At 72.2% G+C, this 14,653-nt stretch carries 10 protein-coding genes; 7 read left to right on the top strand and 3 right to left on the bottom strand.

Going from position 1 to position 14,653, the window contains the following annotated elements:
• The first annotated feature begins 435 nt into the window (after positions 1–435).
• From FHS13_RS02235 to FHS13_RS02215, 5 genes are all read left to right on the top strand, one after another.
• Positions 436–1,743: an MFS transporter gene (locus FHS13_RS02235; RefSeq protein WP_420220557.1), complete on the top strand. Its 1,308-nt coding sequence runs from the start codon at positions 436–438 to the stop codon at positions 1,741–1,743.
• 112 nt (positions 1,744–1,855) lie between these two features.
• Complete coding sequence (locus FHS13_RS02230) at positions 1,856–3,448, top strand: OmpA family protein (protein WP_184286526.1); 1,593 nt, start codon at positions 1,856–1,858, stop codon at positions 3,446–3,448.
• 180 nt (positions 3,449–3,628) lie between these two features.
• Entirely contained in the window at positions 3,629–5,170 is a 1,542-nt protein-coding gene (locus FHS13_RS02225) for a hypothetical protein (protein ID WP_184286524.1), read from the top strand.
• Between the two features lie 270 nt (positions 5,171–5,440).
• Complete coding sequence (gene lpdA, locus FHS13_RS02220; protein WP_184286521.1) at positions 5,441–6,847, top strand: dihydrolipoyl dehydrogenase; 1,407 nt, start codon at positions 5,441–5,443, stop codon at positions 6,845–6,847.
• Positions 6,848–6,988: 141 nt separating this feature from the next.
• Positions 6,989–7,684 carry a hypothetical protein gene (locus tag FHS13_RS02215; protein ID WP_184286518.1) on the top strand — a complete coding sequence of 232 codons (696 nt, stop codon included), beginning with the start codon at positions 6,989–6,991 and terminating at the stop codon, positions 7,682–7,684.
• A 67-nt stretch (positions 7,685–7,751) separates the two neighbouring features.
• On the opposite strand, the gene FHS13_RS02210 is transcribed toward FHS13_RS02215, so the two are convergent.
• Together FHS13_RS02210 and FHS13_RS02205 are read right to left on the bottom strand one after the other, a co-directional pair.
• Positions 7,752–9,818, bottom strand: coding sequence for a sensor histidine kinase (locus tag FHS13_RS02210; RefSeq protein ID WP_184286515.1), 2,067 nt, complete (start codon positions 9,816–9,818; stop codon positions 7,752–7,754).
• An 85-nt stretch (positions 9,819–9,903) separates the two neighbouring features.
• A complete protein-coding gene (locus FHS13_RS02205) occupies positions 9,904–10,605 on the bottom strand; it encodes a response regulator transcription factor (protein ID WP_343064872.1) in 702 nt (233 codons plus the stop codon).
• A 226-nt stretch (positions 10,606–10,831) separates the two neighbouring features.
• On the opposite strand from FHS13_RS02205, the gene FHS13_RS02200 reads away from it, so the two are divergent.
• Complete coding sequence (locus FHS13_RS02200; RefSeq protein WP_184286509.1) at positions 10,832–11,587, top strand: L,D-transpeptidase; 756 nt, start codon at positions 10,832–10,834, stop codon at positions 11,585–11,587.
• A gap of 42 nt (positions 11,588–11,629) precedes the next feature.
• Positions 11,630–11,908 carry a hypothetical protein gene (locus FHS13_RS02195; protein WP_184286506.1) on the top strand — a complete coding sequence of 93 codons (279 nt, stop codon included), beginning with the start codon at positions 11,630–11,632 and terminating at the stop codon, positions 11,906–11,908.
• An 85-nt stretch (positions 11,909–11,993) separates the two neighbouring features.
• Here the strand turns inward: FHS13_RS02195 and FHS13_RS02190 are convergent, their stop codons facing one another.
• Positions 11,994–14,375 carry a trehalase-like domain-containing protein gene (locus FHS13_RS02190; protein ID WP_184286503.1) on the bottom strand — a complete coding sequence of 794 codons (2,382 nt, stop codon included), beginning with the start codon at positions 14,373–14,375 and terminating at the stop codon, positions 11,994–11,996.
• Positions 14,376–14,653: the final 278 nt, after the last annotated feature.

Genomic DNA, 14,653 nt, shown 5'->3' with positions numbered 1-14,653 from the left:
CGGCCGGAGCAGGGAGCACAAGGCCATCCTGTGTCTCTCCGGCCACTGGGTTCACTTTTTATTCATTTTCCACAGGCATTTCTCCAGTCCTCTTCAGACTCTCCAGTTTCAGAGGGAAACAGCTGCCACTGGAACTTCCCCCGAGATTCCGTGGCCGGAACCGGCCACATGGTGTTTCACGTGCGGTGCCGTGTCATTCGGATCACCCTTCCCCGAGAGGGGGGTATCTGACCTGGAGATATCTCTGGGTGAGTGCGGTGACGATGCCGTTCCTGGCCTCCGCAAAGACGAACAATGCGGGCAAATCGCGCATAATAACGATATGACATCGTCGTCTTGCGGAGTCAGGAAGATCAGCTGACTTTGAACATAATCCGCGTCTGCCGCCGCACCGCCGGCCGCACGCAGGAAAAAAGAGCAACCCGTACCGCTGCCGTGCACACCACGGCACCCGATCAGTCCCCGGTGGAGCCGCCCGGGGCAGCGGCGGACCGGCAACCTCACCAGGCCGGCGCGGACCTTCCTCCGCTCATCCGCAACCTCGACTTCCAAGCCCTCTGGAGCAGCCGCTTCCTCGCCGGCCTCGGCAAGGAGAGCGGCGAGGTCGCCTACCCCCTCCTCACACTCATGGCCTCCGGGTCCGCCGCGCACGCGGGCACCATCGGCGCCGCCCAGGCGGTCACGGCCATGGTCGCCGCCGTGCTCGGCGGCTCACTGGCGGACCGGGCCGACCGCCGCACCGTGCTGCTCTGCTGCGACGTGGGCCGCCTGGTCCTCATGGGCGCGTTCACGGTGCTCCTGCTCCACGCACAGGTGGCCCTTCCCCTCGTCCTGGCCGTGGCGGTGTGCTCCGCGGCGCTGACCGGCATCTCCAACCCCGTCGCGATGGCCTCGGTCAAGCAGCTGGTCCCGCCCGCGCAGGTGGCCACGGCCTCGGCCCAGAACCAGATCCGCTTCTTCACCACCACGGCCCTCGGCGGGACCGCCGCCGGGTTCCTGTTCGGTCTGGGGCGGGCCGTCCCCTTCCTCGCCGAGGCGTTCGCCTGCCTGGTGTCGGCGGTGCTCGTGCTGTTCATCCGGCGTCCGATGCAATCGGGGGAGCGGCGCGAGCGCAGGCCGTGGACACCGGGCGGGGCGGTCGGCGGCTTCACCTTCCTGGCCCGGCACCCTCTCTTGCGCCCGATGCTCTGCTGGATCGTCGGGTTCAACCTGGTCTTCTCGCAGGCGGGGGTGTCCCTGGCACTCATCGCCACGGCCGAGGGACTGGGGGCCGGCCACCTGCAGATCGGGCTCACGGTGTCCCTGGCCGGGTTCGGCGGACTCGCGGGTGCCCTGGTGGCCGGGCCGGTCGTCAGGCGGGTACGCCCCTCGGCGATGTTCCTCGCCGCGGCCTGGTCGGCCCCGGTGTGTGCGCTGCTGCTGGTGGTGACCCCCCACATCGTCTGGCTGGGCCTCTTCGTGGGCGGCGTGTTCGCGATCGTGCCGTGCGTGAACGCGGTCTTCTACGCCTACATCGCCGTGTCGGTCCGCGACGAGTACCAGGGGAGGGTCCTGGGCGCGGTGACGTTCACGTGCATGGCCTCCCAGCCGGTCGGCATCCTCGGCGTCGGTGTCCTCTTCGACCTGGCCGGGCCCACCTGGGTGTTCCTGGCCATGGGCCTGGTCTCGGCCCTGGCCGCGCTCTTCACCCTGTCCCCCGTGATGCGGGACCTGCCCAGGCCGGAGGAGCTCGCGGCCGTCTGAGAGGCGTCCCGGACCGGGTACGGCCCCTTTTCGGGGCACTGGGGTCGGTTCGGGTCCGCGCGTGCAGGAGGATGTTTCCGGTATGTCTCCCCAGTGATCGGAGTTCCCCCACATGGCGCGGAAGACGCCCCTCGCAGGAGTCGCGCTGATGGTCGCGGGCAGCCTCGTGCTCAGCGGCTGTTCGAGCATCTCGGGCTGGTGGTCCGAGACATTCGGGGACGCCTCGGGTCCTCCTGAGGTCAAGGAGGAGTTCCCGTACGTCCGTGAGGGCCGGATCTTCCAGGACACCGGCCAGGACGCGCAGATGCGCTTCGCCGTCACGGGACTGGAGCGCACCGACGAGTACACGGTCATGTACTACGAGGTCACCTACCTCGACGACATCACCGGTCCCAACCGGAACATGAGCATGGCCCACACCCTCGTCGATCCCCTCACCGGGCGCGTCTACCGGCAGTTCCTCGACGAGAACGGCCTCAAGTACGGATCCGAGAGCCCGGGCGAGGACGGCCTCTACCCGGTTCACGACGGCGTCACCAACGAGTACGTCCGCTACTACCCGCGCATCCCCGACGAGGTCGAGCAGGTGACGTTCGTCGGCAGCGGCCTCGGCGCGATGACGGGTATCCCCGTCCAGGACGTGGAGGAGGAGCGGCCCGACCCGGAGGACCCCAACGGGGCCGACCACCTGACCCCGGACGATCCGCCTGCCCGGGGCGAGAACCTGACCTTCCCCAACCGGCGGCCGGACGAGGACGCCTCCGCCGACGAGGGATGGGTGCAGAGCTTCGTGGACTCCGAGATCGCCTCCACCACCCGTGACGGCGACCGCGAGATCATCTCGCTGCACTCCGACGTGATGTTCGAGTTCGACCGCGACGACCTGACCCCCGAGGCCGAGGAGGTCGTGCGCAGGGCCGCCACCACGCTGGCCCGCAACGTGGACCCGGACGAGCCGGTCATCACGGTCATCGGCCACACGGACAGCCTCGGCAGCGACTCCTACAACGACGACCTCTCGGTGCGGCGCGCCGAGACCGTCCGCGATCTCCTCGCCGAGGAGATCGGCCCCGGCCACACCCTGGAGGTGGAGGGGCGCGGTGAGAGTGAGCCGGTTGCGCGCGAGGGCGGCCCCGACGACGAGCAGGCCCGTGCCCGCAACCGGCGGGTGGAGTTCTCCTACGTCTTCGACGACGCTCCCCGGGTGAGCGAGGAGGAGGAGTACGACGACGACGGTCTGGGTGTCGCCCAGCGCAACGTCACCTGGCCCGCACCCTACGACGACGACCCCGGTGCGGTCGTGGCCGAGAGCGAGAAGGACGGGATCCGCCTGGAGGTCCACCCGCTGCGCCGGGACGGCGCCTACGTCATCGGCACGGTCGCGCTGACCAACATCACCGACGGGCCGCTGACGCCGGACGTGGGCGGGTCCGAGGTCGTGGCCGGCGGCCCCGAGCAGTTCAGCAAGGGCACACTGGGCGGTTTCCAGCTGTTCGAACCGGAGAGCGGTCTGGTGCGGTACGTGGCCCAGATGGACCTCGGTGAGGGGCGCTACAGCAGCTTCGCCGACGAGGTCCACGTCCTGCAGCCCGGCAACACCTACAACCTGGTCGCGGTGTTCCCGGCGCCGCCCGTGGACGTGGAGTCGCTGACCCTGCGCGCGGGTCCCTTCGGCGAGTTCGAGGAGATCCCGGTCGAGTACTGATTCCTCCGCCCCGGGAGAAGGGGGCCGCCGGCGATGAGCCGGCGGCCCCCTTTTTTTCTCGTGGCCGCATCGCCGGAGGGCGCGGAGGTTTCGCGGTCGCGGAACGCCGGTTTCCTGCCCTGATGTGGACGTTCGCGTTCAGACAGCGGACAATACGGGGTGATATGGAAGGATTCTCAGGTGACTGAAGAGTTCCGTGCCGCGTTCCAGCGCGTGCTCGACACCGCTGCCGAACAGGCGCCCGGGTTCCCCGCGGCTGTGCACGACGTCCTCCGGCTCTCCTCACAGGTGCCGACGGAGGAACTCAGCGCGGCCATGGAGGCGCTCTTCCCCGTGCTCGGCGACTGCGAGCCGGCCGCGGGCATCGCCGCCGACCTCGCGGTTCTGGCCGGGGCGCTGGTGGAGGCCGGCGCCCCCGCCGGACAGGTGGGTCTGGAGGTGTTGCGCCAGCTCGGCAGCTACGGGCAGGCCGCGGTGGCCTTCATGCACGCCTGGGAGAAGACCGGTGGCGGGCAGCTGCCCGATCCCAACGGCGTCACGGAGGCGGAGGAGCAGCGGGTCGAGGAGGTCCTGGGGGACAACGCGCCCCTGGCCACCGTCGGCTGGTGGACCTCCCTGCGCTACGGCCTGGCCGCCAAGGCCATGCTCGGCGACGCGAGGGTGCGGGCCGCCGTCCGCTCCGATGCCAGCGCACTGGACGGCCTGAGCCAGATCGTGCGCGCGCTGGCCCTCCACCAGCCGGTCTACGGCGAGGTCGCCGAGCTGCTGCGGATGGCCGAGGCGGACACCGTCCTGGTGCTGGACCGCGCCTCCTGGCGCGGCTTTCGCGTGCGCTTCGACGGGATCGGCGACAATTTCCAGCTCCACACGCTGCTCGCCGACGCCCTCATCGGCAAGGAGGGCCTTCGCGTGCCGGGCAACCGCCCCGACCCGAGGTGGACGGCCGCCTGCCTGGACGCCCCCGCCGACCCGCTGGCCGACGTGGTGACGGGGGAGTGGGACCTGGTCGGCGGTGACGGCACGTGGGTCGGCAACGAGGCGTGCCCCGCTGACATCCCCGTGGTCGACGGGGAGCGGGTGCTGGTACTGGAGCCGCAGTCGCTCGCCCATTCGTGGCGTGCGGGGAGGCGGTACCCGCACATCCCCGGTTCGCTGGAGGTCGTGGCCGAGCTGTCCCCGGACGAGGCCACCTCGTGGTGGGGAAGGATGCACCCGGTGGGCTCGGTGCGCCATCCCATGGCCCCCGAGATCGAACACGGCGACACGGGCGCGCACCGGCCGCCGCTGCACTTCGGGGTGGCCGCGCACTTCGAGGAAGTGGACTCCGGCCCGATGGCGGCGCCCCTGGCCGAACCGGACCACCCGGAGGTGCTGCCGGAGCAGGCCCCCGAGCCCTGGGGAGGGGGTGACGCCCTGCGGTCCGAGCCGGAGCCGTGGGACGTGAGGGAGGAGCCCCCGGCCGGCTCGTGGGGAGGGGGTGACGCCCTGCGGTCCGAACCGGAGCCGTGGGAGGTGAGGGAGGAACCCCCGGTCGAGCCCCGGCACGCGGAGCCTCGGCCCGCGGAGTCCTGGTCCGCGGAGTCCTGGTCCGCCGAGCCCGAGCGCCGGGCCCCCGGTGCCGGATGCCCCGGCGCACACCTCGTACCGCCGATGCCGCCCGGTGTGTCGGACAGCTGGGCGTGGGCCCCCGAGTGGAAGTGGCCCCCGCCGCCCGTGCGGTAGGGAGTGTCCGGTGGATGCCCGCCCACGACGGGGGTGCCCACCGGGCACACCCCTGGACGTGTCCTCCGGCGGTGGGGTCCCGGTCACACACCAGAGGCGAAAGCCGCACTAGGGTGTGTTCGTAGGTGCCTTTCGTATCTCGCGGCGGTGCGGGGGACGTCGCGAGCAGTCGAGACGATTCGCGGAGCACACCTCAGGCCGGCGGTCGCGGACCGACACCCTGGCAGAGCGACCGCGCTGGGTGTGCAACACACTCAAGGAGATCCCGTCATGGGACAGCGACACTTCGATCTGGTGGTTCTCGGCGCTGGGCCGGGCGGATACGTCGCGGCGATCCGCGCGGCGCAGCTGGGGCTCAACACCGCTGTCATCGAGGAGAAGTACTGGGGCGGGGTCTGCCTCAACGTGGGCTGCATCCCCTCCAAGGCCCTGCTGCGCAACGCCGAGCTGGCCCACCTGTTCACCAAGGAGGCCGACACCTTCGGCATCAAGGTCGAGGGCCGGGTCGAGTTCGACTACGGCAAGGCGTTCAGCCGCAGCCGCGAGGTCGCGGACGGCCGGGTCAAGGGCGTCCACTTCCTCATGAAGAAGAACAAGATCACCGAGATCGACGGGCGCGGTACCTTCACCGACGACCACACCATCGAGGTCCGCGGCCGGGACGGGGCCACCGAGACCGTCACCTTCGACCACGCGGTGATCGCCACCGGGGCCTCCACGAAGCTGCTTCCGGGCACCGAGCTGTCCGAGCGCGTCGTCACCTACGAGGAGCAGATCCTCGAGAGCTCCCTGCCCGAGAGCATGGTCATCGCCGGTGCGGGCGCGGTCGGTGTCGAGTTCGCGTTCGTGCTCGCCAACTACGGTGTGGACGTCACCATCGTCGAGTTCCTCGACCGCGTCGTCCCCACCGAGGACGAGGAGGTCTCCAAGGAGCTCTCCCGCGCCTACAAGAAGCTCGGCGTGAAGGTGATGACCTCCACCCGCGTCGAGTCGGTCGAGGACACCGGCCAGGGCGTGCGGGTCACGGTCACCGGTGCCGACGGCAAGGAGCAGGTCCTGGAGGCCGACAAGCTGCTCCAGGCCATCGGGTTCGCCCCCAACATCGAGGGCTACGGCCTGGAGAGCACCGGCGTGGCGCTGACCGACCGCGGTGCCGTCGACGTCGACGGCCGCTGCCGCACCAGCGTCCCGCACATCTTCGCGATCGGCGACGTCACCGCCAAGCTCATGCTGGCGCACACCGCCGAGGCGATGGGCATCGTCGCGGTCGAGACGATCGCCGGGGCCGAGACGCAGGAGATCGACTACAAGTTCATTCCGCGCGCCACCTACTGCCAGCCGCAGATCGCCAGCTTCGGCTACACGGAGAAGGAGGCGCGGGAGGCCGGGTTCGACGTCCAGGTGGCGAAGTTCCCGTTCATGGCCAACGGCAAGGCCCACGGCATCGGCGACAGCCGGGGGTTCGTGAAGATCCTGTCGGACGGCAAGTACGGCGAGATCCTGGGCGCCCACATGGTCGGCCCCGACGTCACGGAACTGCTGCCCGAGCTGACGCTGGCCCAGCAGTGGGACCTGACGGTGCACGAGGTGGCCCGCAACATCCACGCCCACCCGACGCTGAGCGAGGCGGTCAAGGAAGCGGTGCACGGGCTGGCCGGCCACATGATCAACTTCTGATCCTCGGGGGCCGCACGGCCCCGAGGGAGCGGGCGGCGCGGGGGCCGGTGTCGGAGCGGCCGGGGACTTGCTAAGTTTCCCTGTGTCCCCCGCCGGGGCCCTCTCGCCCGCCCGGCACTCCCCGAGATCCGAAAGCCACCCATGCGACTGATCCCGTCCTCTCCCCTGTCGTGCCTGGGCACAGCCGCCGTCGCCGTCGTGGTCGGCGGTGCGGTTCTCGTCGGCTGCGGAGTCGTGGACATCGACGAGTTCGATCCGGACTTCGACCTCTTCTCCTCCGACGGCGCGGAGAGCCCGCAGGAGGAGCCCAGCCCGAGCCCGAGTGCCGCGGAGGAGGACGAGGAGGCCGCCTCCGCGCAGTACGCGCTGCCGGAGTCGTGCGCGGAGGCGGGTGCGGCCGAGGTCGTCGGCGACCTGGCCCCGGGCACCGCGCTGTCCGAGGAGCGCGGCGAGGTGGAGGGCTTCGACGAGGCCGAGCAGCTGGTCTGCTCGTTCGGCGACGGCAGCGGCACGGCGGGCTCCGCCACGTTCACTCTCGTGTTCACCGTCAACGTGGACCCGAGCCTCAGCCCCGACGTGGTGCAGGTGCCCGGCGCCGAGGAGGAGATGGCCTGGGAGGTGGACATCGACGTGGACGTCGACACCTACCACACCGACGAGGCCGACTCCCTGGGCGGCGACCTGGAGTACGTGGGCACGGTGGACGGCTCCACCCGGCACCTGTACCTGGCCCTGCCCGGAGAGCTGTACGTGACCGCCATCGCCCAGGGCGAGGAGGTCGCGCGCGAGGACCTGGAGCGCGTCGTCCTCCTCGCCGCGGAGAACCTCCGGGGCTGAGGAGCCTGAGACACCGGCGGCCGGGCGCGTCCCGGTTCGCCGGTCCGGGCGGGTCGCCCGCGCAGGGTCACGGCGGAGCCGACCGCGCGCCTGCCTCCGCGGCCGGCGTGCCCCGGTTCGGCGGTCCCGCCAGCGGAAGCCGGAGCGTGAACACCGTGCCCTCACCGAGCACGCTGGACACCGATACCCCGCCACCGTGGAGACCGGCCAGGTCGCGCACGATGGCCAGGCCCAGGCCGCTGCCCCCCGTCCGGCGGCTGCGCGACTTCTCGGCCCGCCAGAAGCGGTCGAACACGTGCGGCAGGTCGTCCTCGGCGATGCCGGAGCCCGTGTCCTCCACCTCGACGACCGCCTCGTCGTCCTCGCGGCGCGCCCTGACGGTGATCTTCCCCGGGGCGGCCGTGTGCCGCAGTGCGTTGTCCAGCAGGTTGCCGACAGCCTGGAGCAGACGGGTCCGGTCGGCGCGCAGTTCCACCGGAGCGGTGTCGGCGACCAGCTCCAGCCCCGACTCCCCGGCCCGCAGCGCACGGCCGGACACGGCCTGCTCCACCAGCTCGTCCACCGACACCAGTTCCAGGGACAGCCTCAGCTCGCCCGCGTCGGCCAGGGCCAGGTCGCGGAGGTCGTCGATGACCTCCTGGAGCAGCCGGGCCTCGCCGAGCAGCATCCGGACCCGCTCGGGGTCCAGTTCCGCCACCCCGTCCTGGGCGGCCTCCAGCCAGCCGCGCAGGTTGCTCAGCGGTGTCCGCAGCTCGTGGGAGATGTCGCTGATCATCCCCCTGCGCTGTTCCTCCAGCCGTTCCAGGTGCTCCGACATCGCGTTGAACGCCGTCGCGAGCCGGCCGATCTCCCCCGAGTCGGACACGTCGACCCGCGCGGGGCCGCGGCCCCGGTGTGTCCGCTGCACGGCGTCGGTGAGCGCCCGCACAGGGCGGACGAGGCGGGCCGACACCGCCACACTCACCAGCACCGTCGGCACCAGCACCAGCAGCACCATGCCGCCGATCCGCAGCAGCCCTTCCCCGGACAGGGACAGAACGGACTCGGCGCCCTCGGACGGGTCGTCGATGAACAGCAGGGCGGCCGGGGCGACGTACGGTTCCAGCTGCGCCCGGCGGCCGGCGTCCACGCAGTCGGCCACCGCCGGGTCCAGGTCGGCGGACTCCGGGAGGGGAGCGGCCTCGGAGGGAGGGGGAACGGCGGTGGGCTCCTGCGTGGGCGGCAGCCACCAGCCCTCGGGCTCCGGGGATTCGGTGTCCTCCGCCGAGGGCGGGTCCTGGCCCGGTGAGGGAAGCATGTCCTGGGCGGGAACGGGCAGGACCTCCCCCTCGGGAGGAGGCGCCTCGGGACCTGCACCGCCCTCGTCCGTGTCCGAGGGGGGAACCGGATCCGCCGGGGCGCGCGCCTCGTCCGCGGGCGGCTCCGAGGGCGCGGCCAGGGCGGCCGGGACCCCCGTGGCCCCGTCGATCCCGAACCGCACCCCCTGCCCGTCCCCGGGCAGGCAGGAGGCGGTGGTCTCCGCCAGCTCCTCCAGCGCCTCGCGCTCGGTGTCGGTCGGCTCGTCCAGCGCGTCCAGGCCGCAGTCGGACCACTGGGCGCTGCCGACACGCGCTCCCGTGACCACGGGGCGGCCGCTGGGCCGTACCTCGACCTCCGCGGTGAGTCCGTACACCCCGTCGAGGCAGGCCGCCCCCGACTCCGCGACGGACAGCAGGCGCGACCGCTCCTCGTCCGGCAGCGAGAAGGGGCCGACCGCGCGCGGGTCGATCCGCCCCTGGGCGTCCGGTGCCAGCGTGAGGTCCACGGCGAGCGGGTCGACCACCGCCGACGTCCGCCGCGGCAACTCCTGCTCCCCCTGGGCGGAGTCGGCGATCGGTACGCGGTTCTCGGTGGTCAGCGCGATTCGGCGCCCCGTCTCGTCGGCCAGCTCGCGGACCGTGTCCTCGACCCCCGCCCACCCGGGATGGGAGGCCGCGTAACCGACGAGGGTTCCGTGGATGCGGGTGTCCACCGCGAGGGTCTCCCCCCGCCGGACGCTGATCGACTCCGAGGTGCGCTGCACGGAGAGCCAGGCGGTCGCGGTGATCGAGCAGACCGCCACGATCACCGAGCTGGCCAGCAGCCGGGTCAGCATGCTGTGCCGGAGCCGGACGCGTCCGGGCTGTGCCCTCCGGCGCCTTCCCCGTCGCGGTCCGGTGCGGGTACCCGCCCACCACGCCCTAACGGTGCGCACCGTCTGTCCCGGCGAGCTTGTAGCCGACCCCGTACACGGTGAGCAGCCGCACCGGCCTGCGGGGATCGGGCTCGATCTTCCGGCGCAGGTTCTTGACGTGCACGTCGATGGTGCGCTCGGTGATGAACCGGCTGATCCCGTGGATGTGCTCCAGCAGCTGGGACCGGTCCAGGACCTGCCCGGGCCGGGCCGCGAGGGCCGCGAGCAGCTGGAACTCCGCCGGGGTGCACGCCACCGGGGCGCCGTCCACCCGGACCGTGTGCCGCCCGGGGTCCACCGCGACCGCTCCCGCCCGCAGTACCCGCTCTCCGCCGTCGGCGCTCCGGCGCGACCTGCGCAGCAGTGTGCGCACCCGCGCCATCAGCTCGCGCGGGCTGTAGGGCTTGGTGACGTAGTCGTCCGCCCCCAGGTCCAGGCCGTTCAGGAGGTCGTCCTCGGTCGAACGGGCGGTGAGCATGAGCACCGCCACGTCGGACTCGGCCCGCAGCGCCCGGCACACGGCCAGGCCGTCCATGCCCGGCATCATCACGTCCAGGACCACCAGGTCGGGACGGTCGCGGTGGTACTCCTCGACGGCGGCCCGCCCGTCGTGGACCACGCGCACGAAGTGGCCCTCGCGCTCCAGGTAGCGCCGGACCAGGTCGGCCTGGTTGGCGTCGTCCTCGGCGACCAGTACATGCGCGCACACGTGGGCGACCTCCGCTTCCGCACCCGGGGCCGCGGTCGGCCGGGCTCTGTGCGGACGATCGTACGGCCGCTTCCGCGGACCCCGGGCCGGTGCCTTCGCGGTGGAGCAGGTCACCACACGGAAAGCACACGGCGGGCACACAGGATGCACACATTCGTCGGACATTCTCGTGGGCGTCCGGTTCGGAGGGACCGGCCGGACGCCTTGCCGACCTGGAGGGACCACCATGGGCCGACGCCCCGCAGCCGGGCTCCCGGCGACCGGAATCCTGCCGGCGCTCGCCGCGGCCGCTCTGTTCGCCCTGACCGCCTGCTCGGCCGGATCGGACGGGCAGACCGGACCGGGGGGCGCGGGGACGTCCGAGGGCGCCGGTGCGCCCGCCGCGGGCGGCGCGTGGATCGCCGGGGTCGCCGGCGACCGGATCGAGGTCCGGGCCGAACCCGGGGGAGAGGTGCTGCACACCCTCGGCAGCCCGAACGAACTCGGCGCGGACCGGGTGTTCCTCGTCCGCGAGGACGCGGGGGAGTGGCTGGAGGTGCTGCTCCCCGTCCGTCCCAACGGCAGCACCGGTTGGGTCCGCAGGGACGAGGTGGAGCTGTCGGTCACCTCCTACCGGGTGGAGATCGACCTGTCGGAGTTCTCCTTCGCGGTCCTGGACGGCGGTGAGGAGGTGCTCGGCGGGGTGATCGGTACGGGGGACCCCGAGACCCCCACTCCGCCCGGGGACTACTACTTCACCGAGCTGGTCCGTCCGCCGGAGCCCGGCGGGCCCTACGGCGCCTACGCCTTCGGTCTGAGCGGCTACTCCGAGACGCTGGAGAGCTTCGCCGGAGGCCCCGGGCAGCTGGCGGTGCACGGCACCGACGACGAGGCCGCCCTGGGAAGCCGGGTCAGCCACGGGTGCATCCGCGTCTCCGACGACGACATCACCTGGATGGCCGAGAACTTGCCGCTCGGCACCCCGGTCGGGATATCCGAGTGACACGCCCGTCCCTGTGACACACCTACGAGAGAAGGACATGCCATGCGTCCGAAGACCTTCCTGATCGCCGCCGGCTGTGCGGTGTTCGCCCTGTTCGCCGCCGCTCCGGCCACCGCCGAGGAGGCCGCGCCGACCCCGGCGGCCGAGGCGACCCAGGACGCGCCGGCCCCGCCGGAGGCCGAGCCGACCGAGGCCCCGACCGAGGACGCGCCCGCGCCGCCCGAGGCCGAGCCGACCGAGGCCCCGACCGAGGACGCGCCCGCGCCGCCCGAGGCCGCTCCCGCCCCGCCCGTGGAGCAGGAGCCCGTCTACACCGGCTGATGCACCGGCTGACACCGCGGGGCCCCGCCTCCCCCGCCAGGGGTGGAGGTCGGGGCCCCGCGACGTGTCCGGTCGGTATCCGCCGCTAGAAGCGGTCGAGCAGCTGGGCGCAGCGGATGAGGCCCAGGTGCGAGTAGGCCTGCGGGTGGTTGCCCAGGGCCCGCTCGGTCACCGGGTCGTACTCCTCGGGGATGAGCCCCGTCGGCCCCGCGCAGTCCACCAGGTGCTTGAACAGCTCCTCGGCCTCGGCGCGCCGGCCCGTCAGCAGGTAGGCCTCGATCAGCCAGGCCGTACACAGGTGGAAGCCGCCCTCGCCGCCGGGCAGGCCGTCGTCGCGGTGGTAGCGGTACACCGTCGGCCCGCTGCGCAGCTCGGCCTCCACGGCCGTCACCGTCGCCTGGAAGCGCTCGTCGGCGGGGTCGATGAGACCCGACAGCCCGATGTGCAGGGAGGCGGCATCCAGGTCGGTGCCGTCGTAGGCGGTCGTGAACGCCTGGGCCTCCTCGTTCCAGCCCTTGTCCAGGACCTCGGCCGCGATCTCCTCGCGCAGCCCCTGCCAGGTCGGGTCGGCGTCGCGCCCGTAGGTGCGGGCCAGGGTGAGGGCGCGGTCCAGCGTCACCCAGCACATCACCTTCGAGTAGACGCGCTGGCGCGGTTCGTCGCGCTCCTCCCAGATGCCGTGGTCGGGCTCGTGCCAGCGGCGGGCGACCGCCTCGGCCATGGCGCGGACCAGCTCCCAGTCGCGGTCCGCGAGGGTGCCGCGCACCGACGACAGGTGGGCGATGAGTTCGACGACGGGCCCGAACACGTCCAGCTGGACCTGGTGGTCGGCCAGGTTGCCGACGCGGACCGGGCGGGAGCCCGCGTAGCCCGACAGCGAGTCGATGACCTCCTCGGGCCCCAGGTCGGTGCCGCGCAGCGAGTACAGCGGGCGCAGCATCTCGGGGCCGGGCAGGGACTCCACCACGCGGTGCACCCAGTCCAGGAAGGCCTCGGCCTCGGCGGTGGAGCCCAGGGTGACCAGTGCCTGGACCGTCAGCGCGCCGTCGCGCAGCCAGCAGTAGCGGTAGTCCCAGTTGCGGACGCCGCCGATCTCCTCCGGCAGGGAGGTGGTGGCGGCCGCCATGACGCCGCCGGTCGGTGTGCACAGGCCGCGCAGGGTGAGTGCGGAGCGGGCGGACAGCTGCCGGGCGGTCTCGGGCAGGGTGAGCGTGTCCAGCCAGTCCGACCAGTACGCACCGGTCCGGTGCCGCAGCTCGGACTCGGGCAGCGCGGACGGTTCCAGGGAGTCGGTGCCGCAGCGCAGCTCCAGGACCACCGGCTGCTCCGAGCGCGGGTGGACGACGGCGCGGGCCACGTCGTCGAAGCCGTCGTGGTCGATCTCCCACTCGACGCCCGGTGCGTACAGGGCGATGGGGAACTCGGCGCCGTGGACGATCAGGCCGTCGGGCCGGGAGACGATGCGCACGGGTGCGCGGCCGAAGTCGGGCCGGGGCGCGAACTCGACGGTTGCCGGGGTCACACCGCTGATCACCCGGATCAGGTCGGTACGGCCCTGCGGGGTGCCCTGGGCGAGGTAGTCGGTGACGTCCATGCGCGACCAGCGGGTGCACACGCTCATGGTGCCCGGGAGGTAGCGCTGGCCCAGAGGACGGCCGCCGTGGGCCGGGGCGACGGCGAAGACGCCCGCCTGGCGGCCGCCGAGGACCTCGGCGAACAGCGCGCCCGAGTCGGGCTCGGGGTGGCAGAACCACAGCAGGCGCGCGTCGGGGCCGATCAGGGCGACGGAGCTCTGGTTGGAGAGCATGGACATGCGCTCGATGGGGGTGGGCCGCTCGCCGAAGACCCAGGAGCGGCGTTCGGCGGCCAGGAGGGCCAGCAGCGAGGCCGCGGTGGGGGTGTCGGGCACGCGGTGCGCCGCGACGGTGGGCTCCTCGCCGACGCGGATGCCCGCGTCGGCACCGCTCAGGCGCAGGAAGACGGGTTCCTCCCCGTCGCCTCCGCCGATGTAGAGGGTGGAGGTCGCCTCGACCTGGTCGCGCAGCAGTTCGAGCGCGGCCGCCTTGCCGGACGGCTCGGAGTCCGGGCCGACACCCTCCGGGGTGATGGTCAGGTCGGTGTCGAACTCGGTGCCGTGGGCGCCCACGAGCCGGATCTCGCCGGGCAGCCGGGAGAGCGTCGCGAGGTCGCGCAGCGGGCGGGCCGAGATCACGGCGCACACCGTGCCCGGGAGGTCGGCGAGCTCGCGCAGGGCGCGCAGCGCCTCGGGCAGCGGGCGCCGGGTACCCGGCTCGGCGGTGTCCACGGGAGCCAGCGCGCCGTCGTAGTCGCATGCCACGAGAAGACGCGAGGTACGGGCCAGGGCGGACACGCGCCGGCGGACGTCGGTGGGCAGGGGTGCTGGGGCTGCTCCGGCGGGCCTTCCCGAGCTCTCGGGGAACGCCTCGACCGCCTGGGTGAGCGTCACGTTGCCTCCTCCATCGGTCCACGCATGACCAGGGGAAAGTAGGTGCACTTGGGGCTGCCGCGCATGCCGGCGGTTCACACAGGGCTGGTGTGGAGAACGTAGAACGCAGGGCTTGTGGCGCGGTTCCGACTCCAGGGACTTTTAGGAAGATCTCAAGATTTTTTAACGCGAACGCGGGCAATCTGGTCACGCGAGCCGTAAAGATCCTGTCCGCAGGAAGTCAACGCGAGACTACCCGCGTAAGACGGTGTCCGTGACATCGGGAGGCTGTGAACCAG

The organism is Nocardiopsis algeriensis (genome assembly GCF_014203695.1).
Lineage (GTDB): Bacteria > Actinomycetota > Actinomycetes > Streptosporangiales > Streptosporangiaceae > Nocardiopsis > Nocardiopsis algeriensis.
This window is presented reverse-complemented; position numbering and strand designations above follow the sequence as displayed.